At 63.3% G+C, this 22,550-nt stretch carries 20 protein-coding genes; 12 read left to right on the forward strand and 8 right to left on the reverse strand.

Annotated elements, in window-relative coordinates:
- Positions 1–15 precede the first annotated feature (15 nt).
- Together mltC and ACR42D_RS11435 are read left to right on the forward strand one after the other, a co-directional pair.
- On the forward strand, positions 16–1,173 hold the full coding sequence (gene mltC / locus ACR42D_RS11430) for a membrane-bound lytic murein transglycosylase MltC (RefSeq protein WP_484566932.1): 1,158 nt from the start codon (positions 16–18) through the stop codon (positions 1,171–1,173).
- A gap of 12 nt (positions 1,174–1,185) precedes the next feature.
- On the forward strand, positions 1,186–2,112 hold the full coding sequence (locus ACR42D_RS11435; RefSeq protein WP_484566933.1) for a hypothetical protein: 927 nt from the start codon (positions 1,186–1,188) through the stop codon (positions 2,110–2,112).
- A 157-nt stretch (positions 2,113–2,269) separates the two neighbouring features.
- Here ACR42D_RS11435 and ACR42D_RS11440 read toward each other — a convergent pair whose 3' ends face one another.
- The 4 genes from ACR42D_RS11440 to ACR42D_RS11455 form a co-directional block, all read right to left on the reverse strand.
- Positions 2,270–2,626, reverse strand: coding sequence for a hypothetical protein (locus ACR42D_RS11440; protein ID WP_484566934.1), 357 nt, complete (start codon positions 2,624–2,626; stop codon positions 2,270–2,272).
- A gap of 2 nt (positions 2,627–2,628) precedes the next feature.
- On the reverse strand, positions 2,629–3,231 hold the full coding sequence (locus ACR42D_RS11445) for a DUF8043 domain-containing protein (RefSeq protein ID WP_484566935.1): 603 nt from the start codon (positions 3,229–3,231) through the stop codon (positions 2,629–2,631).
- 78 nt (positions 3,232–3,309) lie between these two features.
- The gene (locus tag ACR42D_RS11450) at positions 3,310–4,860 is read right to left on the reverse strand and encodes a glycosyltransferase family 9 protein (RefSeq protein WP_484566936.1); all 1,551 of its coding nucleotides are present in this window, start codon (positions 4,858–4,860) and stop codon (positions 3,310–3,312) included.
- Positions 4,861–4,938: 78 nt separating this feature from the next.
- Positions 4,939–5,973 carry a putative nucleotidyltransferase substrate binding domain-containing protein gene (locus ACR42D_RS11455; RefSeq protein ID WP_484566937.1) on the reverse strand — a complete coding sequence of 345 codons (1,035 nt, stop codon included), beginning with the start codon at positions 5,971–5,973 and terminating at the stop codon, positions 4,939–4,941.
- Between the two features lie 219 nt (positions 5,974–6,192).
- Between ACR42D_RS11455 and ACR42D_RS11460 the strand changes: the two genes are divergently transcribed.
- From ACR42D_RS11460 to ACR42D_RS11475, 4 genes are all read left to right on the forward strand, one after another.
- Complete coding sequence (locus ACR42D_RS11460) at positions 6,193–6,495, forward strand: DUF485 domain-containing protein (protein WP_484566938.1); 303 nt, start codon at positions 6,193–6,195, stop codon at positions 6,493–6,495.
- Positions 6,496–6,497: 2 nt separating this feature from the next.
- Positions 6,498–8,072: a sodium/solute symporter gene (locus ACR42D_RS11465; RefSeq protein WP_484566939.1), complete on the forward strand. Its 1,575-nt coding sequence runs from the start codon at positions 6,498–6,500 to the stop codon at positions 8,070–8,072.
- A 449-nt stretch (positions 8,073–8,521) separates the two neighbouring features.
- The gene (locus tag ACR42D_RS11470) at positions 8,522–8,851 is read left to right on the forward strand and encodes a hypothetical protein (RefSeq protein WP_484566940.1); all 330 of its coding nucleotides are present in this window, start codon (positions 8,522–8,524) and stop codon (positions 8,849–8,851) included.
- Positions 8,852–8,938: 87 nt separating this feature from the next.
- The gene (locus ACR42D_RS11475) at positions 8,939–11,485 is read left to right on the forward strand and encodes a TIGR03960 family B12-binding radical SAM protein (RefSeq protein ID WP_484566941.1); all 2,547 of its coding nucleotides are present in this window, start codon (positions 8,939–8,941) and stop codon (positions 11,483–11,485) included.
- Here ACR42D_RS11475 and ACR42D_RS11480 read toward each other — a convergent pair.
- Positions 11,482–11,901 carry a hypothetical protein gene (locus ACR42D_RS11480; protein WP_484566942.1) on the reverse strand — a complete coding sequence of 140 codons (420 nt, stop codon included), beginning with the start codon at positions 11,899–11,901 and terminating at the stop codon, positions 11,482–11,484. The two genes, ACR42D_RS11475 and ACR42D_RS11480, sit on opposite strands and share 4 nt — an antisense overlap.
- 224 nt (positions 11,902–12,125) lie before the next feature.
- On the opposite strand from ACR42D_RS11480, the gene ACR42D_RS11485 reads away from it, so the two are divergent.
- The 5 genes from ACR42D_RS11485 (at position 12,126) to ACR42D_RS11505 (ending at position 17,801) form a co-directional block, all read left to right on the forward strand.
- Complete coding sequence (locus ACR42D_RS11485; protein WP_484566943.1) at positions 12,126–13,751, forward strand: ABC transporter substrate-binding protein; 1,626 nt, start codon at positions 12,126–12,128, stop codon at positions 13,749–13,751.
- Positions 13,752–13,919: 168 nt separating this feature from the next.
- Positions 13,920–14,897: an ABC transporter permease gene (locus ACR42D_RS11490; protein WP_484566944.1), complete on the forward strand. Its 978-nt coding sequence runs from the start codon at positions 13,920–13,922 to the stop codon at positions 14,895–14,897.
- 1 nt (position 14,898) lies between these two features.
- On the forward strand, positions 14,899–15,816 hold the full coding sequence (locus tag ACR42D_RS11495; protein ID WP_484566945.1) for an ABC transporter permease: 918 nt from the start codon (positions 14,899–14,901) through the stop codon (positions 15,814–15,816).
- Positions 15,817–15,819: 3 nt separating this feature from the next.
- The gene (locus ACR42D_RS11500) at positions 15,820–16,791 is read left to right on the forward strand and encodes an ABC transporter ATP-binding protein (protein WP_484566946.1); all 972 of its coding nucleotides are present in this window, start codon (positions 15,820–15,822) and stop codon (positions 16,789–16,791) included.
- A 2-nt stretch (positions 16,792–16,793) separates the two neighbouring features.
- Positions 16,794–17,801, forward strand: coding sequence for an ABC transporter ATP-binding protein (locus tag ACR42D_RS11505; RefSeq protein WP_484566947.1), 1,008 nt, complete (start codon positions 16,794–16,796; stop codon positions 17,799–17,801).
- A 251-nt stretch (positions 17,802–18,052) separates the two neighbouring features.
- Here the strand turns inward: ACR42D_RS11505 and ACR42D_RS11510 are convergent, their stop codons facing one another.
- From ACR42D_RS11510 to ACR42D_RS11520, 3 genes are read right to left on the reverse strand one after another with little or no spacing between them, the layout of a single operon-like run.
- A complete protein-coding gene (locus tag ACR42D_RS11510; protein WP_484566948.1) occupies positions 18,053–18,448 on the reverse strand; it encodes a response regulator in 396 nt (131 codons plus the stop codon).
- A 28-nt stretch (positions 18,449–18,476) separates the two neighbouring features.
- Complete coding sequence (locus ACR42D_RS11515) at positions 18,477–20,186, reverse strand: FAD-dependent oxidoreductase (RefSeq protein ID WP_484566949.1); 1,710 nt, start codon at positions 20,184–20,186, stop codon at positions 18,477–18,479.
- Positions 20,187–20,237: 51 nt separating this feature from the next.
- Positions 20,238–21,416 (reverse strand): aminotransferase-like domain-containing protein, encoded by a 1,179-nt coding sequence (locus ACR42D_RS11520; protein WP_484566950.1) that lies wholly within the window; start codon positions 21,414–21,416, stop codon positions 20,238–20,240.
- 360 nt (positions 21,417–21,776) lie between these two features.
- Here ACR42D_RS11520 and ACR42D_RS11525 point away from each other — a divergent pair, with 360 nt between their 5' ends.
- Positions 21,777–22,529 carry a substrate-binding periplasmic protein gene (locus ACR42D_RS11525; protein WP_484566951.1) on the forward strand — a complete coding sequence of 251 codons (753 nt, stop codon included), beginning with the start codon at positions 21,777–21,779 and terminating at the stop codon, positions 22,527–22,529.
- The last annotated feature ends 21 nt before the right edge of the window (positions 22,530–22,550 follow it).

Consider the following 22,550-nt stretch of genomic DNA (forward strand, 5'->3'; position numbering starts at 1 on the left):
ATTCTTTACAATGATATGACACGAATAATCATCCTCCTGGTGGTGGCCTGCATGGCCGGGTCCTGCTCCCGGTACGACGCGGTGCGCATCGCCCGGGCGGCGGCCACGGGCAACCCTGCGGCGGCGGCCGAGGCCCTGGCCCGGGACAAGACCATCGGCTACGCCACCAACCCCGCCGCCATCGGCAACGACCTGAAAAATTTCAAGGAACTCCTGGAGACCTTTGTCAAGGCCGTGACCGGGGTGTGGGGCGAGGATGACGTGCGGGTGCCCGCGCCCAAGCAGTACGTCAAGTACACCGACAACTACCTCTCGCGAGCCAGCGTGGACTTCGACACCGGGGAGATCGTGGTCGAGACCGTGGCCGAGGAGAAACCGCTTGAAAGCCTGCGCATCGCCATCGTGACCACCCTGCTCACCCCGGGCGACCCGCGCGCGGTGGACCTCTACTCGGCCAAGACCGTCAAGCTCGGGGACACCCCGTTCCTGCTCGGCGAGGTCAAGGACGCCGACGGCCACGACATCCGCTGGGAGTGGCGCGCCGAACGGTACGCCGACCATCTGATTCAAAACGATCTCAAGACGCGCACCGTCAAAGGCAAGGCCGCCCGGTCGGTATCCTTCCGCATGGTCAGGGACCATCTCTCGGTACGTGCGGCCAAGTACCGCGAATTGGTGTGGGCCACCGCCGACCGTTTCGAGGTCAGCCGCAACCTGGTCTATGCGATCATGAAGGTGGAGTCGGACTTCAACCCGTTCGCGGTCAGCTCGGCCTCGGCCGTGGGGCTGATGCAGGTGGTCCCGTCCACCGCGGGCAGCGACGTGTACCGGTTCCTGCACGGCAAGACGGGCCAGCCGTCGCGCGCGGCCCTGTTCGAACCGCCGACCAACATCACCTACGGCACGGCCTACCTGCACCTGCTCGGCGACCGCTTCCTGGGGGACATCAGAAACCCGGTGTCCAGGGAATACTGCGTCATCGCCGGATACAACGGCGGCGCGGGCGGCGTGCTCAAGACCTTTGACAAGGATCGGGACCGCGCGGCAGGGAAGATCAACGCCATGCAGCCCGCCGAGGTCTATGAACGGCTGCGCAAGAACCTTCCCTTTGCCGAGACCAGACGCTATCTTGGCAAGGTTCTTGAAGCCAAGAAGCAATTCGTCAACTTCTAGTCATTGCGAGCCATGAACCTGCAGGAACTGATCTCGTCCGCCGGGGCCCAATTCGACCGGCTCACCGCCCTTCTCTTCCCGGGCGTATCCCCCGAGCACTTCCGCATGGCCGGGGGCGTGCTGCTCGGGCTGCTGGCCCTGGCCCTGCTTGTCATCGGTCTGTGGCTACTGCGCCGCCCGGCGCACAATTCCCCGTCCACGCGCACCGGCATACCGCGCACCCTGCAACACAAGGGCGTGGTCGTGGACGTGCTGGCCGGGCCGGACGACGAGTCCGTGGTCGTGCGCTGCGTGATCACCGCAGTGAAGTCCAACCGGATCCAATGCGAGATCATCGAGCGGCTGGACGTCATCCGAACCAGGCCTGGCAGCGAGCTGGTCTGCGTGTTCGCGCCCATGAAGACGCGCGGCGGGCGGATCAACTCCTTCACGGCCACCCTGGTGGAGTCGGACCGCGACGGGCGCAGAACCGACCGGATGGTCCTGGCCGGGCCCAACGACTACGCACTCATCCCGCGCCGCAAGCACCAGCGCAAGCGCGTGGCCGACCAACAGTTCATCCGGGTCAAGCTGTGGACCGCCTCGCCCCGGACCTCGGAGCTGTCCTTCGAGGACGCGGCCCCGCAGATAGGGGTCAACTCGTTTGCCTCGGACAAGCCGGAACAGAGCGCCAACGCGGTCATCAACATCTCGGGCGGCGGGCTCGGCCTGTCCGTGCTCAACCGGCTCATCCCCGAGACCTGCACCGTGTCCACGCCGGTGGTCATCAACCTGTTCATGTTCAATTTCCGGGAAAAGACCTTCAAGCCCTACTGGTACGCGGGCGAGGTGCGCACCCTCGAAGAGGGCCGCCCCGGCTTCACCCGCATGGGCATCGAGTTCACGGCCACGGCCAGCGCGGACCGGAACACCGGCCGCCTCGACTGGATCAATCTCTAGAAGAATAAATCAGGTGGGCCCACCCGGCCAAGGGTTCCATGGCTCATTCCACAGCCAGTTTCTTGTCCTGCCTCATGCGCCCGTCCAAGAATGAAGCGGCAACGCAAAAAAGCCCCGGCCGAACGGCCGGGGCTTTTCAGACGTCTTTGCGGAGAGATCAGCCCTTCTTGTTGAGGAACCGCTCCTTGGCCAGCCGGGGCATGTTTCCCGCCCCGAAGCTGTAGCCGGAGATGCGCCGGGTCTGGCGCTTCATGCTGGTCAGGTCCTGTTTCAGGGACTGCTTGAGCCTTTGGGCCTCCCCGGTGATCTCGTCGTGCAGGGACTTCATTTCCACGAGCTTGTCGGCCAGCAGCTTCAGATTGTCCCCGGACAGGTCGCGCATGGCCTCGTCCAGAAGCAGTTCGCGGGAATGGGCAAGCTTTTCGGCCTCGAACACGTCCCCGGCCACCAGGAAGTCGAGCTCCCTGCGGCCGATGGTGATAGCCTCGTCCAGCATCTGGCTGCGCCGGGCCATGTCTACTTCTTTGCCTTGCGGATGTCGTCGCGCAGGGACTTGATGACCGTCTTCCATTTTTCCACCGCGGGCAGGAATTCATATTCGAGCAGGTCGGCCAGAAGGATCCAGTCCTCGTTCTCGAGCACGGACCCCATCTCGGTGAACATGGCGTTGAACTCCTCGGCGCTCTCCAGGTAGGACGGATGGTCCTTGAGGGAGTACTCGTCGCGCAGGATGCCGATCATGTTCAGGAAGTTGCGGATGACGTCGATGAGATCCTGGTAGGTCTCCAGGGCCTCGGCGTCGTCGGCCTGGCGGAACAGGGTCGCCACGCGCTTGCCGCCCTCGCTCATGAGATTGACGACCTTGTAGAGCTCCAGGGTGATCTCCACGGCCATTTCTTCGGTGGCCATGGTCGTGATCTCCACGGACTCGACCTCGGACATGTCGATGTCCTCGGCCTGGTGGGGGTAAATCTCGGTAAACGGCTCATGGTTGATCATGACGTCGGTCACGATGCGGTCCTCCAGATGGCCGTCCTCGACCACCTTGGTGAAGACCTGTTCCAGGTTCTCGAAATTCTGGGCCCCAATATCATATTGTTTTCCATCGATGATGATCATGCTGACCTTCTCCTCCGTGAGTAGATAAAATTTGCCGTTTCTTCCGGTACAACCCGGATAATTCAAAATCCATGCCGATCAGGCCAAATCGTCCGCCAGGCCGGTCAAAAGTCCGAGATGGCGCTCGGCCACGGACAGCAGGGAGGCCAGGTCCTCGCCTTGGCGCTGGCTCTCGAACATCCACAATAACGCCAAGATATTCAAGTGATTATTCGCGGACAAAATATTCTGCACCCGCTGCCAGGAAGCCAGGAACTTGGTCTTGGCCTGGGGTCTGGGGTTCACGCGCAACAGCGCGCCCTGCTGGGAGAGCAGGAAAAGCATGTCCCGCGCGCTCGTCAAAGTTTTGGACAGATCCGCCCGCATGTCCGCCCCCAGCCGCGCGCCCAGCCCGGTGGGCGCGGCCATGGCCCGGCCGTCCAGGAAGGCGGAAAAATGCGCCCGCTGCATGGCGATCCACACGGCCCGGTCCGAACCGTCGTGCCCGGACAGAGACTGAAGCTCCATGAACCCGTCCGCGCCGGTCCTGGTGCGCCAGATACGCGCTCCGAACACGGGCCTGGGGTCCGAGCCCTCCATCACCGCCCTGGCGCAGGCGTACATGGCCTCCGGGGTCACGGCCCGGCGGCATCCCTCGTCGCACGGGCACCCCGTGCCGAACGCGCACGGATGGCAGTCCATGTCCGGCTCCAGGCAGATGTTGCCCGCCCGGTACGGCCCGGTGTCCCACGGCTGGGCCGTGGCCAGGAATACCGCGCACAGCGGCACGCCCAGCCCTGCGGCCAGGTGCATGGTCCCGGTGTCGTTGGTCAGCAGAACCCGGCAGCGGCTCAGCACCCCGGCCAGCTCTGTCAGGGAGGTTTTGCCCATGCAGTCAACCAGCGGAAAGGGCGCGCCGTCGGCGAACCGCGCGCCCAGCCGGGCCTCGCCCCCGCTGCCGAGCAGAACCGGCACCAACCCGTCGCGCTCGTAGAGCCTGCGGGCGGTCTCGCGAAAATAGTCCACGGGCCAGCGGCGGCGTTCCTCGCTGGCCCCCAGTTGCAGGGCCACGAAGCCCTGCCCTTCTTTGGCCTGCGCGGACAGCAGCTCGTCGGCGCGGGCCAGGGCGGTTTCGTCCGGCTCGGCCAGGACCAGCCCGTTGCCCTCGCGATCCAGCCCGGCGGCGCGGCGAAAGAGATCACAGATGTTGAACGGGCTGGCTCCCCGGTTGGCCCCTGCCAATTGCAGGAACGCGGCCCAGGAGGACGTGTCCGCGTTGAAGCCGAACTCGTCCACGGTGAACCCCGTGGTCCTGCCGCCCTCCGGTGTCAGCCCATAGGCCAGAAGCCGCGAGGAGACCGACGGGGTCAGATTCACGGTCTCGTCGGGCGTAAATTCGTCGAACACGGATTGCCGAAACCCGTCCAGATCGCGCACGGCCAGCCGCCAGTCCTTGTCCAGGCCGGCGAGCAGCCCGGCTCCGGAAAAGGCGAAGACACGGTCCACGCCGGTCAGCAGCGAGGCCGCCGAAGCGAAGTTGGACAGGCAAACCAGCCCCACCCGATGCCCCCGGCTCTTGAAACCGGCGATCACGGGCTGGGTCTGGATGAGATCGCCGAAGCGGGTCAGATTGATGATCAGGACATTCACGAATCAAATCCTTATACATGGGCCCCGGGTCGTCGAAAAACCGCCGGACCGCCGAATTATTGCAAAAAGGAAGCCGATTCACAGGCCGGATCCGGCCTGGACCAGCCGTACCAGCTTTTCCACCGCGTGAATAGCCGCCTTGAGCCTGAGCCGCTCGCCCTGGTCCAGGACGGCCGGGTTGACGTAGTTGTGCGGCGGCAGCCCGGTGCGTCCGCATTCCAGGCCGATGTCGAGCCGCTTGCGCTGCAGGTATTCCCAGCCGTCGAGCAGGGACCGGGCGTGATGCTCGGCGATGTGCCCGGCCTCGCCCAGGGCGCGGACCCGGTCGCAGGTGTTGTGCGGGCGCACCCCGTACTTGAGCGCCAGGATGCGCGCGCTGTTGGTCAGGTGGGCCAGGACCGACGACTTGATGTTCAGGAAACCGTGCCACGGACCTTCGCGCTCGGTGACGAACGTCCCGAACAGGGTCAGGGGCAGCCGGTAATCGGTCAGCTCCCGGACCAGCAGGGACAGGGCGATTGGCTTGGTGCGCACATACTCCCACAGCCGCTCGCGCATGCGCCGAACCTCGTCCCCGACACCGTACACGGCCTGGAAGTCCAGGATCAGCCCGGACTGCCACGGCCCCTTCTCGGCCGGATTGGACAGCCAGCCGGTCAGCCGGGTGAGCCAGGCGTCGAAATCCCCGCGCCACTCCGCGTTGCTGACCATGACCCCGCCGTCACACAGGGAGAGGCCCGCGCCGTCCAGGGCGATGACGATGGACTGGGTGCAGTCGTCCACCTCGTCCTCGCCCACCTGGACAGGAATGAGCAGCCCGTTGTCCTGGTCCGACCCCGGGACCATTTCCTCCCGACCGCCCGAGCCGAATTCCATGAACGCGCACTGCGAAAGCCACGGGTACTCCACGGCATGGGCCTCGAGCACGGCCACGACCACGTCTCGGTTGAACCGGGTCAGCCGCTTGCAGGCCAACTCGGCCGACGCCCCCTGGTCGAGCCACTCCTGGACCAGGTCGAGCCGGGTTTGGCGGATACCCGCCAGCTTGCCCTCGCGGGCCATGACCCGCAATTCGTCCAAAAGGCCGTCCGGGACGCCTCTGTTACCGTTCACGGACCGTTCACCGTTACAATCCATGTCCAAACCCGTGCTGTGTGGCCGAAAGTCCGACCGTTGACCGGGATAAACCGCCCGTTCGCCGCCGGGGCGAAAAAACCCGAACCCGCGACCGCCCGGCTTCGACCGCTTACCTGAAAACGGATGCTTCCTTTGTTTTTCCTACTGTAAAAGGACTCCAACGGCAAACATTCAACCGTATTGGGGGTAGCAACCATGCATCAAATCGAAAGGATCCGAAAACGGCAACTGCAGTTTGCGCTCGGCGTGGGCATTCCATACTTCGCCTTCGTCATCGGCATTTTTCTGCTCGTCTACCTGGGCAGCGCGTGGGTAACCGGCGTCGTAATCCTCGGTTTTCCCCTGCACTACTGGCTGGTGGCCGTGGCCATCTACCCGATCACCTGGGGACTGTTCATCTGGTACGTGGGCAAGGCCAACGAGATAGAGGATGAAATCGCCGAAACCGTCGAGACCCAGGATCCCATGGACGCCAGGGAAGCCAGGGAAGGAGCGTAATCATGGAACTCGGATATCAGATACCGATCACCGCCCTGCTGCTCATCGGGGCCATGCTGGCCTTTACCGTGGTCACCACCTTCATGTTCCGCAGCCAGAAAACATCCGCCGACTATTATCTGGCCGGACGCAAGGTCAATTCCTTCATCAACGCCTCGGCCATCTCCTCGGACTACCTGTCCGCGGCCTCGTTCCTGGGCGTGGCCGGCGTGGCCTTCCTGTTCGGCTTCGACGGCATCATCTACGCGCTCGGCTTCTTCGTGGGCTACATCGCCCTGCTCCTCTTCCTGGCCAGCCCCCTGCGCAAGTTCGGACGCTACACCGTGCCCGACTTCGTGTCCGAGCGCTTCCACTCCAAGACGGCGCGCATCCTCGGCGTGGTCGGCGTGCTCTTCATCTCGCTCTTCTACATGGCCCCGCAGATGCTCGGCGCGGGCAAGGTCATGGGGCTGCTGCTCAACCTGGAGTACTCCACGTCCATCATCATCATCGCCTGCATCATCACCTTCTACGTCACCGTGGGCGGCATGAAGGCCACCACCGTCAACCAGCTGGTCCAGTTCTGGATCCTGTTCGGCGCCATGTTCCTGCTGGCCTTCATCCCCTTCATGCTCAAGGGCCTGACCTACACCGACGTGGTCAAGTTCCTGGCCGAATTCAAGGGCAATACGCCCATCACCGGCAAGGAATTCGACGGGGCCGCCTACACCAGCCCGGCCTACTGGCTGACCAGCCTCAAGGACACCCTGTCCCTGCTGCTCGCCCTCATGTTCGGCACCGCCGGACTGCCGCACATCCTGGTGCGCTTCTACACCGCCCCGGACGGCAAGGCCGCCCGCAGGACCGTCATCTACGTGCTCTTTCTCATCGGCATGTTCTACATCCTGAGCCCCTACGTGGGCCATGTCATCCGCTACGTCTTCCTGCAGGGCGAGTCCATGGGCGTGTCCCCGCACCTGATGCAGTGGCTGGCCGACAACGGCAAGAACCTGGCCGTGCCCGTGGCGGGCTCCTACTTCGGCGGACAGGTCCTGCTCGGCATCGTGGTGGCCGGGGCCTTCGCCGCCATCCTGTCCACCGTGGCCGGGCTGATCATCGCCTCGGCCGGAGCCATCGGCCACGACCTGGTGGTCAACGTCTTCAACCCGGACATGCCCGAACGCTCCCGCGTCAAGGTCGCCCGCGTGGCCTCCATCGCCGTGGGCCTGCTCGGCATCCCGCTGGGCTTCTGGGCCGAATCCATGCAGATCGCCATCCTCGTGGGACTGGCCTTCGCCATCGCCGCGTCCACCTTCTTCCCGGTCCTGGTCATGGGCGTGTGGTGGCCCAAGATGACCAAGGGCGGCGCCTGCGCCGGGCTGGTCGTCGGCATCGTCGGCTCGTTCTTCATGATCCTGGGCAAATCCATGCTGCCGCACTTTCTGCAATACAACAACCCGGGCGGATTCGTCATGATCCTGTCCTTCATCGCCATCTACACGGTGTCCAAAATGGAATACGCCGCCAGGGGCGAAGACGCCCTGCCGCACGACACCATGGAAGTCATGGCCCTGCTCCACGGCCCCGAACAGGCATAAGCCCACAATACCCCACTCCCCATAAAGGGTGGCGCCGAGTTCTCTCGGCGCCGCCCTGCGTTGTTTGGGAGGCCTCCGGCGGGGCGTCTCCGACGGTTTAAGAACCTCTTGAAAGAGGTTCTTAAGAATCTCCAGAACTTTTAGTCGCCGCTTCGCGGGGCTGTGCGGACGCGATCTGCCGTGCCTATTTTATCTCGCCTGGTCTCGCCCGCACAAATCAGGACCCTATGGAATGCCTTCCCTCCACCCGCCGCGCGCGCATGCGCATACAAAAAGTTTAGGAGGGGAGAGGGGATGGGCGGCCGGGGAAAGGGGAGAGGGGAACCCTTTTCTCAAAGGGTTCCCCTCTCCCCTTTCCCCGGCCGCCGGAGGCGCACCCACAGCTTTCCTTGACAGCGTCAAGGGGGATACCTACTTAAGGACCCACCACAACTTCCAAGGAGAGCAACATGAGTTATGACATTCGGCTGGTCAAACTGGTCAGCGGCGAGATGGTTGTCGGCAACTACGTCGGCAGCGACATCGAGGAACCCGCCATCCTGCAGGCCATGCCCACCCAGCAGGGCACCCAGATGGTCCTGCTGCCCTATGGATATCCCTTTGACCAGGAAATGCAGGGCAAGATCGCCCAGAGCCACGTGCTGTTCGAGTACAAGAACTGCCCGGAAGAGCTGAAGACCAAATATATCGAAGCCAAGACCAACATCTCCCTGTCCAGCGGCGGGCTCGACCTGTCCGGCATGGGCGGCGGTGCGGGCGGCGGCCTGGATCTCGGCTAGCCGACCCAGACGAAACCTGTTATTTCGGACGGGGCTGGTTCACGTGAGCCAACCCCGTTTTTTCCGTTCCCCGAACCAATTGAGATCATGAAAGAACTGCTGCCCATCCTCCCCCGTCCCTCGCGCTATATAGGCAGCGAATGGGGCGCCGTGTTCAAGGACCCGTCCACCGTGACCGTACGGTGCGCCCTGGCCTTCCCCGACATGTACGAGGTGGGCATGTCCTATCTCGGCCAGAAGATATTGTCCGAGGCGCTGAACGCGCAGCCCAATTTCTGGGCGGAGCGGGTCTTCACACCCGATGAGGAGGCCGGGAACATCCTGCGCGAGCGCAATGTTCCCCTGGCCACCCTGGAGTCCGACACCCCGCTCAAGGACATGGACGTGGTCGGGTTCAGCCTGACCCACGAGCTGTGCTACACGAACATCCTGTACATGCTCGACCTGGCGGGCATACCGCTGCGCAGCGCGGACCGGGAGGAGCCCTACCCGCTCATCGTGGCGGGCGGCGGCGCGGCCTTCAACGCCGAGCCCGTGGCCCCGTTCTTCGACGCCATGGTCCTGGGCGACGGCGAGGAGGCCATGGTCGCGCTCCTGGCCGCCGTGGAACGGGCCAAGGCCGAGGGGCTGCCAAAGCAGGCGCTGCTGGAGTCCCTGACCGAGATTCCGGGACTGTACGTGCCGTCGTTCTTCGAGGACGAGGGGCCGGGCAAGCCGCTGAAGCCGCTCAAGGAAGGATATGAGATTGTGGAAAAGGCCGTGGTGGACGATCTGAACCGCGCGCCGTTCCCCACGGGCCAGGTCATCCCTTTCGGGGCCATCCACGACCGGCTGACCATGGAGATCGCCCGGGGCTGCACGCGCGGCTGCCGGTTCTGCCAGGCGGGCATGATCTACCGCCCGGTGCGCGAACGCTCCCTGGACGGCCTGGACGACATCCTGACCGACGGCCTGGCCGAGACCGGATACGAGGAGACCTCCATGCTGTCGCTGTCCACCGGCGACTTCTCCGGCCTGGACACTCTCTTCACCCGCAGCTTCGACAAGTGCGCGGCCGAACAAATTTCCATTTCCCTGCCGTCCCTGAGGGTCGGTTCCCTGTCCGCGCCGATAATGGAGCGCATCTCGTCCATCCGGCGCACGGGCGCGACCATCGCCCCGGAGGCGGGCAGCCAGCGGCTGCGGGACGTGATCAACAAGGGCGTGGACGAGGCCGGGCTCATCGAGCACGTCCGGCTGCTCTTCGAAAACGGCTGGCAGGGAGTGAAGCTCTATTTCATGATCGGCCTGCCCACCGAGACGGACGAGGACCTGGACGCCATCCTGGACCTCTGCCTCAAGGTGCGCGACGCGGCCGGTCGGCACATAAAGAGGCTGCAGGTCACGGCCGCGGTCTCGCCCTTCGTGCCCAAGCCGCACACCCCGTTCCAGTGGGAGCCGCAGATTCCGCTGGACGAGATCTACCGGCGCATCGACCATCTGCGGTCCATCTTCAGGCCGCACAAACGTATTTCCATCAAGTACCACGAGCCCGAGATGACCTCGCTGGAAGGAGTCTTCTCACGCGGCGACCGCCGATTGGCCGAAGTGGTCGAGCGGGCCTACGCCAAGGGCGCCCTCTTTTCCAGCTGGAAGGACCATCTGCGCCTTGCGCCGTACCGCGAGGCCATGGAAGAGGCCGGGCTCGACTGGGACGAATTCACCGGTCCGCGCGACCCGGAAGCCCCCCTGCCCTGGGATCATCTGTCCAGCGGCCTGACCAAGCGGTTCCTGCTCAAGGAGCGCGAACGCGCCCTGGCCGGGAAGATCACCGACGACTGCCGCTACGGGGCGTGCCGCAACTGCGGCGTCTGCCAGTTCGACGGCCGGGTCTCGACTCTGAAGAATCAGGCCGGGGACAAGGACATCCGGCCCAGGCTGGTCTTCCCCCAGCGTGACCAGGAGGGCAAACAGCCTCCCTACAGCGTGGAGAAGCCGGATCTGACCGGCAAGGCCGCCCACTACCGGGTGTGGTACGAAAAAACCGGCCCGGCCGCCTTCCTCAGCCAGCTGGAGCTGCAGGCCGTGTTCGAGCGCGCCTTCCGCCGGGCGCGCCTGCCCATGGCCTTTTCCGCCGGGTTCCATCCCATGCCGAGACTGTCCTTCGGCAAGGCGCTGCCCGTGGGCGTAGAGAGCGTGAGCGAGTGGATCAACGTGTTCCTGCGCGAGGATTTCGGGCCGGACGAGGTGGTCGAGCGCCTGGGGCGGAACATGCCCAAGGGGCTGGCCGTCCGCAGCGCGCAACGGCTGTCCATGGGCCGCAAGCAGGCCCAGGCCGTGGAAGAGGTCTATGAGCTGCGCTTTGTCCGCGACAATGAGCGCCGTCTGGAGCAGTGGCGGGCGTTCATGGCCTCGGAGCACCATTTCATCGAGAAGACGACCAAGAAGGGCAAGCCCAAACAGGTGGATTTGCGGCCCATGGTCCGCGAGGCCGTGGAAACCGAAGACGGCCTGACCCTGGTCATGGACTGGCGTGAGCAGTATATGAGCCCGCTGAATCTGTGCGCCACGGTCATGGAGGACGCCGGTCTGCTCGACTTCAACCTGACCAAGACCGAACAGCGTTTCGACCCGGAACCCGGCGACGACGCCTAGCCGAACCAGCCGCCGCCCGAGCCGATGGTCACGGTGACCTGCCGGTAGGTGGTCACGTCGCCCCCGGCGACGGGGACCATCCTGACGAGCACGTCGGTCACGCCCTCTTGCAGGGCGGTGAACAGGTAGCGCGCCCGGGGCTCTCCGTCGTCGTCATATTCCAGATACCGCTCCATGCGCACCATCACCGGGTCGAACGCCGCCCCGGTGATGCGATAGCCCTTGGCCGACGGCCTGAGCAGATCCAGGGCGAAAACCTCGTTCTTGTCCACGTTCAGGGCGGCGCTGTACTCGGTGTCTAAAACAATCGTTTCAACAGGCGAAAGACCGCCGTCAACTGAAGAAGCGCCGGAGCATCCGCTCAAAGCCAGAATAAAAAACGGGAACAGTGCGAAAAAATAGATTTTATTGAACAAGATTCGCCTCCGCTAGTTCGTCGTCAAATTCATTACGCTATTGTTAAAGCCTGACGAAACGTGTATGAATGTTTCGTTTTCGTCCGATGAAGCTACGCCGTCCCGGGGGTTGCGCGCAACCCCTGCGAAAGCCCGTTTTTTTCGGACTGCGCCTAACGGGGCGCAAGAAAGGTATGGAACGCGCCAGTGCTGGTGCAATCGGATTAATTTAGGAGGAATAACCCATGAAAGTGTCGACGTTCAGAACCGCCGGCAAATTCTCCCTGCTCGTTCTCTCTTTGCTGGTCGCCGCCCTCATGCTGGTCGGCTGCAGCGGCGAAGAGAAGAAAGAGGCAGCCGAGAAAGCCGCCCCCGCTGCCCCTGAAAAAATCACCCTCAAGCTCGCCATGGATGCCGACCCGGTGTCCCTCGACCCGCATGTCCAGCTGTCCGGCGGCATGTTGCAGTACTCCCACATGGTCTTCGATCCGCTTGTCCGCTACGACAAGGACATGAATTTCGTGCCCCGTCTGGCCGAGAGCTGGGAACGCATTGACGACCTGACCATGCGCTTTCACCTGCGCAAGGGCGTCAAGTTCCATTCCGGCAACGACTTCACCGCCAAGGACGTGGCCTTCACCCTGGACCGCCTGAAGAAGTCCGACGACTTCAAGGGCCTCTTCGAGCCCTTCTCCGGCGCCGTGGCCGTGGACGACTACACCGTGGACCTGGTCACCAAGAAGCCCTACGGCCTGGTCCTGAACATGGCCACCTACATCTTCCCCATGGACAGCCAGTTCTATACCGGCACCGACGACAAGGGTAAGGCCAAGGACCTCATTCTCAAGACCGATTATTCCTTTGCCAACGAGAACGAGTCCGGCACCGGCCCCTTCGTGGTCGCCAGCCGCGAGCAGGGCGTGAAGACCGTCTTCACCCGCTTCAAGGATTACTGGGACAAGAACACCGGCAACATCGAGGAGATCGTCCTCTCCCCGATCAAGAATGACGCCACCCGCACCGCCGCGCTCATGTCCGGCGACGTGGACTTCGTCATGCCCGTTCCTCCGCAGGACCTGGACCGCATCAAGTCCACCGACGGCCTGCAGCTCGTGACCATGTCCGGCTCGCGCATCATCACCTTCCAGCTGAACCAGAAGCGCAACCCGGCCCTGGCCGATCCCAAGGTCCGCCTGGCCATGGCCTACGCCTATGACAACCAGGGCGTGGTCGAGAAGATCATGAACGGCTTCGCCACCGCCGCCGGCCAGATGTCGCCCAAGGGCTACGTCGGCCATGTCGACGCCCTGGTGCCCCGCTTCGACCTCGACAAGGCCAAGGCCCTGATGGCCGAGTCCGGCTTCCCCGACGGTTTCGAGGCGACCATGATCGCCCCCAACAACCGCTACGTGAACGACGAGAAGATCGCCGAGGCCTTCGCCTCCATGATGTCCAAGCTCGGCATCAAGATCTCGCTCAAGACCATGCCCAAGGCGCAGTACTGGGATCAGTTCGACGCCCAGGTGGCCGACATCCAGATGATCGGCTGGCACTCCGACACCGAGGACTCCGGCAACTTCTTCGAGTTCCTGTCCATGTGCCGCAACGCCGAGACCGGCTACGGCCAGTACAACTCCGGCAACTACTGCAACGCCAAGGTGGATGAGCTGACCCTGGCCTCCCAGACCGAGACCGATCCGGCCAAGCGCGCCGCCGACCTGCAGGAAGCCGAGAAGATCCAGTACGACGAAGCCGGCTTCATCCCGCTGCACTGGCAGAATCTGTCCTGGGCCTCCAAGTCCAACATGAACACCGAAGACATCGTGAACGTCATGAACTTCCCGTACTTCGGCGATCTGGTCATCAAGTAGAGCCCCGTCGGCTTGCATTAACCGTAAAATAACAATAAAGGGGAACCCCGGCTCCGCCAGGGTTCCCCTTTCATACAGAATACGGCCTCAAGGCCGGTAGCGTTGCGGTCCATCCAACAACCCTGCGCACAATCCCGTGCCCGGAAAACATAAACGTCAAGAGTCAACATGTTTGCATTCACCGTAAAACGAATCCTCCAAGCCGTGATCGTCATGCTGATCATCAGCTTCATCGGATTCGCCATCAAGCACAACTTCGGCGACCCGGTCCGTGACCTGGTGGGCCAGCGGGTCACGGCGGCCGAGCGGGCGCAGATCCGCGAGCGCCTCGGCCTCAACGACCCTTTCCCGGTGCAGTACGTGCGCTTTTTGCGCGACGCCCTGCACGGCGACCTGGGACAAAGCTACTTCTTCAAGAAACCGGCCACCGAGGTCATCATCAAAAAGGCCCCGGCCACCCTGGAGCTGGTCTTCTGCGCCGCGCTGATCATCGTGGTCCTGTCCATACCGCTCGGCATCTATTCGGCCATCCGGCCCAAGAGCTTCTTCTCCAAGATCATCATGGGCGGGTCCATCGTCGGCGTATCCATGCCCGTCTTCCTGACGGCCATCCTGCTCATCTACATTTTTTCCGTGGAACTGCACTGGCTGCCGTCCTACGGCCGGGGGGAGACCGTGCTCCTGTTCGGCTGGTGGGACTCCGGCCTGCTCACCGCGGACGGGCTCAAGCACCTGATCATGCCGTCCATCGCCCTGTCTTCCATCATGCTCCCCCTGTTCATCCGCCTCATCCGCTCCGAGATGATGGAGGTCCTGGAGAGCGAATACGTCAAGTTCGCCTGGGCCAAGGGCATCAAGCCCTGGCGCGTCTGGCTGGTCCACGCCTTCAAGAACACCCTGCTCCCGGTCATCACCGTGGGCGGCGTGCAGCTCGGCATCATGGTGGCCTTCACCATCCTGACCGAAACCGTGTTCCAGTGGCAGGGCATGGGCTCCATGTTCATCGAGTCCGTCGAGCGTTCCGACACATCGCTCATGGTTGCCTATCTCGTCTTCGTCGGTATCGTGTTCGTGCTCGTGAACACGCTGGTGGACATCATCTACGGCCTGGTCAACCCCACGGTCCGCGTGGCAGGGAGGCAGTAGCATGAGAACCCGCTGGCAACGTTTCAAAGAATCCTACATGCTCTACAGCTTCCTGCGCGACCCCATGGCCGTGACCTGCTTCGCCATCCTGGTCCTGCTGGTCTTCACCGCCTTTGCCGCGCCGATTATCGCCCCGCATGATCCGTACAACACCAAGACCATCGACATCATGAACGCGCAGCTCCCGCCCGTATGGGAAAAGGGCGGCAACGCGGACTTCCTGCTCGGCACCGACGCCCAGGGCCGCGACATGCTCTCCACCATGCTCTACGGCATGCGCGTGTCCATCATCATCGGCGTGGGCGCGGTCTGTCTCCAGGCCTTCATCGGCATCGTGGTCGGCCTGCTCTCCGGATACATCAAACGGCTGGACAACATCCTCATGCGCATAGCCGACGTCCAGCTGTCGTTCTCCACCTACATGGTGGCCATATTCATCGGCGCCATCGTCCAGGCCGCCTTCGGCGTGGCCGGGTACGACGAGGTGGCCGTGCCGCTGATCATCGTCATCATCGGCCTGGCCGAATGGCCGCAGTACGCCCGCACGGTGCGCGCCTCGGTGATGGCCGAACGCAAAAAGGAATACGTGGAGGCGGCCCGGGTCATCGGCCTGTCCAAGACCCGGATCATGTGGCGGCACATCCTGCCCAATACCCTCTCCCCGGTCCTCGTCATCTCCACGGTCCAGGTGGCCAACGCCATCATGAGCGAGGCGGCCCTGTCCTTCCTGGGGCTGGGCATGCCCGTGACCAAGCCTTCGCTTGGGTCCCTGATCACCGCCGGTTTCGAGTACATCTTCTCCGGCTCCTGGTGGATCACCATCTTCCCCGGCATCCTGCTGGTCACCCTGATCCTGGTCATCAATCTCCTGGGCGACTGGGTCCGGGACTTCCTCAACCCCAAACTCTACAAGGGGTAAGGCGTGGAAAAACTCATAGACATCAAGAACCTGCGCGTGGACTTCGAATTGCGGTCCGGCAGGGTCCGGGCCGTACGCGACGTCAGCCTGGTCATCAATAAAGGCGAACGCCTCGGCATTGTCGGCGAGTCCGGCGCGGGCAAATCCGTGCTCGGCTTCTCGCTCATCAACCTCATCTCCAAGCCCGGCAAAATCACCGGCGGCCAGATACTCTTCGACGGCCGGGACCTGACCACTCTCAAGGCCGACCAGATGCGCCACATCCGGGGCAACGACATCTCCATGATCTTCCAGGATCCGATGATGACGCTCAACCCGGTGCTGACCATCGGCACCCAGATGAAGGAGACCATCCTGGCGCACATGAACGTCTCGGACAAGGAAGCCGAGGCCATCTGTCTGGACAAGCTGCGCAAGGTCTACATCCCCTCCCCGGAAAAACGGCTCAAGCAGTATCCGCACGAGTTCTCGGGCGGCATGCGCCAGCGCATCGTCATCGCCATCTCGCTGTTGACCAGCCCCAAGCTGATCATCGCGGACGAGCCCACCACCGCGCTCGACGTGACCATCCAGGCCGAGATCATGGACCTGCTCCTAGAGCTCTGCGAAAAGGAGAACATGGGGCTCATCCTGATCACCCACGACCTGGCCGTGGTCTCCGAGGTCACCCAGCGCATCGCCGTGCTCTACGCGGGCAAGGTGGTCGAACTCGGACCGGCCGACCAGCTCATCGAAAACCCGCAGCACCCCTACACCAAGGGGCTCATCCAGGCCCTGCCGCAGATGGCGGGCGGCGAGCGGCGGCTGAACCAGATCCCCGGCATGATGCCCTCGCTGCTGAACATGCCCAAGGGCTGTCCGTTCGAACCGCGCTGCACCATCTGTAAAGAGCGCTGCAAGACCGAAATACCGAAACTCCATGAACTCGAATGCGGCACCCAGGTCGCCTGTTTCGAATGCGAAGGAGGCGAGTAATCATGAGTGCCATCCTAGAAGTCAGGGACATCGACAAACACTTCGACATCTCCGGTTCGGTCATCGATCAGATCCGGTTCACCGGCGGCAAGATCAGCCGCAAGAAAACCGTGGTCAAGGCGGTCAACAGCGTCTCCCTGGACGTCCAGGCGGGCGAGACCCTGAGCGTGGTCGGCGAGTCCGGCTGCGGCAAATCCACACTGGCCCGCACAGTCATGGGGCTGTACCGGCCCAACAAGGGCGAGATCCACTACCGGGGGGCGCGCATCGACAACCTCAGTTCGGCCAGGATGCTCCCCTACCGGACCAAGATGCAGATGGTCTTCCAGGACCCGTACGCATCGCTCAACCCGCGCATGACCGTACGCCAGATCCTGGAGGAGCCGGTCCGCTTCCACAACCCGGACATGAACCGTGACGAGGTCCGCGACCGCGTGGCCGAGGTCATGTGCCAGGTGGGCGTGGACCCGTGCTGGGCCACCAACTTCCCGCACGAGTTCTCCGGCGGCCAGCGCCAGCGCATCTCCATCGCCCGCGCCCTGGTCCTCGATCCGGAATTCATCGCGGCCGACGAGCCCATCGCCGCGCTCGACGTGTCCATCCAGGCCCAGATCCTCAACCTGCTCATGGACGCCCAGGAGCAGCGCGGACTGACCTACCTGTTCATCAGCCATGACTTGAGCGTGGTCGAGCACATCTCCAGCCGCGTGCTGGTCATGTACCTCGGCTGCGTCTGCGAGCTGGCCACGGCCAAGGAGCTGTTCACCAGCCCCAGGCACCCCTACACCCAGGCCCTGCTGTCCGCCATCCCGAGGCTCGGCGGCAAGGCCGGGGGACACGTCAAGCTGTCCGGCGACGTGCCCACCCCCATCAACCTGCCCACCGGCTGCGTCTTCCACGGCCGGTGCCAACACGCGAACGAGCGCTGCTCTCGGGAAATCCCCAAGCAGCGTACCCTCGATAACGGCACCGTGGTCGCCTGCCACGGCGTCGAGGAAGGCCGTATATAGGCCTCCAGGCCTCCAGCCGTTGGCGAGTCCTCGAGTCTTACGGATGAGGACAGCAGCGATCGGCCGGGGGAAGGGGAGAAAAACCCTTTAAAAAGGGTTCTTTCTCCCCCTTCCCCCGGACCCCCTTCCCCCTCTTTTCCCAAACTTTTTGTGGCCGCTTCGCGGGGGGACTTGGACGGTTTGTTCGTTGGGAACAAAAAAACGGCGCACTCTTTCGGGTGCGCCGTTTTTGTTTGCAATATCGAGGCGAGTTAGATGATGAAGTGCTCCTTGAGCTCGCTGATCACCGTTTGCCGATCCAGAGGCTTGACGATGTAGATGCACGCCCTGGTGTTGAAGAACGCCCTGTCCACGCTGGTGTCGTCCACAACGCAGGTGATCATGGCCAGCTTGAAGCTGTCGGCTTCGGCCACGCCGTCCTCCTTCTCCTTCGCGCGCATGATCTCCGCCGCCTGGTGCCCGTCCATGCCGGGCATCAGAATGTCCATGAGAACCACGTCGAAGGGACGCCCCTCGTCCCGCGCGCGCACAAACAACTCCACCGCGCGTTCGCCGGTAGAAGCCGCAATGCACTCCCCGTAGGGGGCCAGGATGACCTGCAGAAAGAGGTGTATGCTCTCGTCGTCGTCGACGATCAGAAACCGCACGCCGCCTCCAGCGTTTATGGTAGCCGGTCTAGAGATCGATGCCGTACTTCTTGATGGCCGCCATGCCGCCGTGGATGTTGGTCACATCCTTGTAGCCCTTCCCGTCGAGCATGATCTGCGCCTCGTAGGACCGCGCCCCGGTGTTGCAGATCAGCACCACGGGCCGGCCCTTGGGGATCTCGTCCAGGCGGTTGTAGATCTCGCCCTGCGGAACATTGTGCCAGAATTCCGGGTTGCGCTCCATGTACGGCTCGGCGTCGCCCTTTTCCCGGCAGTCCAGGAAGAAGCAGGCGTCCTTGTCGCGGTTGTCCCACAGCTCCTTGAATCCGGCGGGGCCCACGCCGCGGTTGATGCCCGCAAGCGCGTTGTCGGCCAGGTTGGCCAGGGTGTTCAGGATATCCATGGCGGCGGCGAACGGCGGGGAGTAGGCCAGCTCCATGTTGGATACGTCGTCAATGGTCGGGGACGACTTGAGGATGGCGGCCACCGCGTTGATGCGGCCCACCATGGCGTCGCCCGAGGAGCCGAAGCCCTGCACGCCGAGCACGCGGCGGGTGGGCTTGTCCACAACCATCTCGAGCGTCATCAGCTCCTTGGTCGGGTAGAAATGCGCCCGGTCCAGCTGGATGAGCAGCACGGACATGGCGTCGAACCCGGCGGCCTTGGCCGAATCGAGGCTCAAGCCCGTGCCCGCCATGGAGGTCTCGAACAGCTTGACCACGAACGAGCCGACCACGCCGTCGAACTTGGCCGCCCCGCCCGCCAGATTGGTGCCGATGATGCGGCCCTGGCGGTTGGCCATGGAGCCCAGCGGCAGGAAGGCGTCCTGGCCGGTGACCAGGTTCGGGACTATGCAGCAGTCGCCGCCCGCGTAGATGTCCGGGTCGTTGGTGCGCATGAACTCGTCCACATACACCCCGCCGCGCTCATGCACGGCCAGTCCGGCCTCCTTGGCGATGTCCGAGTTGGGGACCACGCCGGCCGAGATGATCACCGCGTCCGCGTCGAGCACGCGCTCGCTGGTGATCACACGCTTGACCACGCCGTCCTCGCCTTCGATGGCCTTGACGGTCTCGCCGAAATAAAAGGATACCCCGTTCTCCTCCATGTGCTTGCGGCCCATGGTGGCCAGCGTCGGGCTGACCAGGCGGGGCATGATCTGGCCGGTGATCTCGACCACCGAGGTCTCCACGCCCCACATGTCGGCAAACGCCTCGGCCATTTCCAGGCCGATGAAGCCCGCGCCGATGATCACCGCGTTGCCCACCTCGCCCTTGGAGATGGCCTCGCGAATGCGCGTGGCGTCGCCGGGATTGGCCACGTAGTTGACGCCCTTCAGGTCCTCGCCGGGCAGGCCCAGCTTGCGCGGGGACGCGCCGGTGGCGATGACCAGCTTGTTATAGGAGATGGTCTCCTTCTCGCCGGTCCGGACGTTCTCCACTTCCACGCACTTGTTCTCGCGGTCGATGCGCGTGGCCTTGGTCAGGATACGGGCGTCAACGCCCTTGACGTCCTTGAAGAACTTGGGGTCGCGGAGCATGTGGAAGCTGGTGGTGCACAGTTCGGACGCGTCCGACACGTCACCGGAGACATAATAAGGGATGCCGCAGCCGCCGTAAGAGATCATGGACGACTGGTCGATCATGGTTACCTTGGACTCGGGCTCCAACCGCTTGAAACGACAGGCGGCCTTGGGCCCGAGCGCCACGCCGCCGATGATTACGATGTGCTGAGACATAAAACTCATCCTTGGTATCTTGAGCCGTGGGCGTCCCTCGCGCCCATGGCGTTACTTCAGGAACGAACCGATGGACTTGCCGAGCCGCCTGATGCCCTCCTCGATCCGGCCTTCGTCCGAATTGGAGAAGTTCAGGCGCAGGGTGTTCTCGCCCGAGCCGTCCACGAAGAACGGCCTGCCGGGCACGAAGGCCACCTTGTCCTTGATGGCCATGTCGAACAGGTCCATGCTCGAGCACCCCTCGGGCATGGTCACCCACAGGAACATGCCCCCCTCGGGACGGGTGATGGACACCTCTTCCGGGAAGTACTTGCCGATCATCTCCACCATGCACTCGCGCTGGCGGCCGTACCGCTCCTTGATGAGCGCCACGTGGGACTCGATGTCGTTGGTCTCCAGGTAGCGGCGCATGATCGCCTGGGCCACGGTGGAGGTGTGCAGGTCGGCCGCCTGCTTGGCGATGACCAGCTTGTCGTAGATATCCTTCTGCGGGGCGACCACCCAGCCGATGCGGAAGCCCGGCGCGGCGATCTTGGAGAACGAGCCGCACAGCAGCCCCTTCTTCTCGCAAAAGGAAAAGACGCTGGGCAGGTCCTCGCCCAGGAAGCGCAGCTCGCCGTAGGGGTCGTCCTCCACAAAAAGCGCGTCGTACCGGTCGGCCAGGGCCGCCACGGCCTTGCGCTTCTCCAGGGAGTAGCTCACGCCCGACGGATTCTGGAAGTTGGGCACCGCGTAGAAACACTTCGCCCCGTCCTTGAACGCCGCCTCGAGCTCTTCGAGATTCGGCCCGTCGTCCTCCAGGGAGATGGTTACGAATTCGGGCTCGAACAGGGAAAAGGCCTGGATGGCGCCGAGATAGCCGGGCCGCTCGATGACGACCTTGCTCTCCCTGTCCATGAAGACCTTGGCGCAGATGTCGAGAATCTGCTGGGAGCCGGTGGTCACCAGGATGGTGTCCGGGTCCACGGTCAGGCCGCGCGTCTTGTACCGCTCGGCAATGATGGCCCGCAATCCCGCGTCGCCCTCGGTGGTCGAGTACTGCAGGGCGCTGGCCCCGATGTCCTTGAAGACCTCGTGGGCGGCCGCGTCCATGGCGGAGACGGGGAAGAGTTCGGGGTTGGGCAGACCGCCCGCAAAAGAAATGATTTCCGGATCAGCCGTGACTTTCAGAATTTCCCGGATGAACGAGCGGTGAACGGTGCTCATCCTCCGGGCGAAATGTTGGGACATGATTTTCTCCTTCAAGCCACTTGGGATACTCTGAAAGGCGTTCCCTTGCAAGAGGATGCGGGACAAGAAGGCCAAGGTTTTCGACGGCCCAAAAAAGAGGACCGGGGATCAATCCGGTCCTCAGGGGGCAAGAAGAGGAGAATATGCATGTACCATGCGGTCCGACCATCATCCTTCGGCCCGGAAACGCTCCGAGGGGGATGACGGTTACTGCAAATTAAAAATAACTATTATCGGAATAGAGTCAAGCTCGATGTGCCTAAAAAGCCAGGCAAAGAGGCAATTCCTGCTTTGAGGGTATGGAATGATTATTGCTAATCAACGGGGGATTTGCTAGAGAAATCCGGTCGCAAGGATACCATGAAACGCTTACTCACCATCACGCTTTTTCTCCTCCTGGGCCTGAGCGCCGCGCCGTCTGCGCGGGCCGGGGATTTCATCGCCATGGGAGCGCCCTACCCGCCCTACTGCGTCAGCAGCGGGCTGACCGTCAAAGGCGTGGCGGTCTCCACCCTGACCACCATCATGGAGATGTGCGGCACCCCTATCAGCGACCGCGAAATCAAGCTGACCCCCTGGGCCTACGCCTACGAGAACACGGCCCGGAAATCACAGCGCATCCTGCTCAACGCCCAGCGCAACATGAGGACCGAACACCTCTACAAGTGGGTCGGCCCGATAACCACCGCCAAGATCGTGCTCATCGGCCGCAAGCGGGACGAACTCTTCATCCCCACCAGGGATCAGCTCAAGGATTACCGCATAGCCACCGTGCGCTGGAGCAGGCCGGAAAAGGCCCTGCTCGCGGGCGGCATGAAAGAGGAAAGGCTGCTGCGCAGCCCGAGCCACGTCCAGGCCCTGCGCAGACTCGACAAGGGCCAGGCGGACCTGTTCGCGTCCACCGAGCTCGGAGCGGCCAGCCTGTTGGCGGGCATGGGGCTGCGCCCGGAAGACTTCACCGTCTACTTCACCTTTGACGAGGAGCCCCTGTACTTCGCTTTCAGCCGCGACACCGACGACCGACTGATTCACCGGCTCAACAGGGCGCTGCAAGAGATCAAGGCCACGGGCCCGCAGGGCCAGAGCCGTTTCGACAAGATGTTCGCCGACTAGGCGAGAGGAACGGTTCCGCAG

Origin of the sequence: Pseudodesulfovibrio sp. lm2024 (genome assembly GCF_051175575.1) — a bacterium.
Taxonomy (GTDB): domain Bacteria; phylum Desulfobacterota; class Desulfovibrionia; order Desulfovibrionales; family Desulfovibrionaceae; genus Pseudodesulfovibrio; species Pseudodesulfovibrio caledoniensis.

Excerpts from the sequence above, each read along its gene's own strand:
- mltC (WP_484566932.1), top strand. The coding sequence starts at position 16 with ATGACACGAATAATCATCCTCCTGGTGGTGGCCTGCATGGCCGGGTCC.
- ACR42D_RS11435 (WP_484566933.1), top strand. The coding sequence starts at position 1,186 with ATGAACCTGCAGGAACTGATCTCGTCCGCCGGGGCCCAATTCGACCGG.
- ACR42D_RS11440 (WP_484566934.1), bottom strand. The coding sequence starts at position 2,626 with ATGGCCCGGCGCAGCCAGATGCTGGACGAGGCTATCACCATCGGCCGC.
- ACR42D_RS11445 (WP_484566935.1), bottom strand. The coding sequence starts at position 3,231 with ATGATCATCATCGATGGAAAACAATATGATATTGGGGCCCAGAATTTC.
- ACR42D_RS11460 (WP_484566938.1), top strand. The coding sequence starts at position 6,193 with ATGCATCAAATCGAAAGGATCCGAAAACGGCAACTGCAGTTTGCGCTC.
- ACR42D_RS11465 (WP_484566939.1), top strand. The coding sequence starts at position 6,498 with ATGGAACTCGGATATCAGATACCGATCACCGCCCTGCTGCTCATCGGG.
- ACR42D_RS11470 (WP_484566940.1), top strand. The coding sequence starts at position 8,522 with ATGAGTTATGACATTCGGCTGGTCAAACTGGTCAGCGGCGAGATGGTT.
- ACR42D_RS11475 (WP_484566941.1), top strand. The coding sequence starts at position 8,939 with ATGAAAGAACTGCTGCCCATCCTCCCCCGTCCCTCGCGCTATATAGGC.
- ACR42D_RS11485 (WP_484566943.1), top strand. The coding sequence starts at position 12,126 with ATGAAAGTGTCGACGTTCAGAACCGCCGGCAAATTCTCCCTGCTCGTT.
- ACR42D_RS11490 (WP_484566944.1), top strand. The coding sequence starts at position 13,920 with ATGTTTGCATTCACCGTAAAACGAATCCTCCAAGCCGTGATCGTCATG.
- ACR42D_RS11495 (WP_484566945.1), top strand. The coding sequence starts at position 14,899 with ATGAGAACCCGCTGGCAACGTTTCAAAGAATCCTACATGCTCTACAGC.
- ACR42D_RS11505 (WP_484566947.1), top strand. The coding sequence starts at position 16,794 with ATGAGTGCCATCCTAGAAGTCAGGGACATCGACAAACACTTCGACATC.
- ACR42D_RS11515 (WP_484566949.1), bottom strand. The coding sequence starts at position 20,186 with ATGTCTCAGCACATCGTAATCATCGGCGGCGTGGCGCTCGGGCCCAAG.
- ACR42D_RS11520 (WP_484566950.1), bottom strand. The coding sequence starts at position 21,416 with ATGTCCCAACATTTCGCCCGGAGGATGAGCACCGTTCACCGCTCGTTC.
- ACR42D_RS11525 (WP_484566951.1), top strand. The coding sequence starts at position 21,777 with ATGAAACGCTTACTCACCATCACGCTTTTTCTCCTCCTGGGCCTGAGC.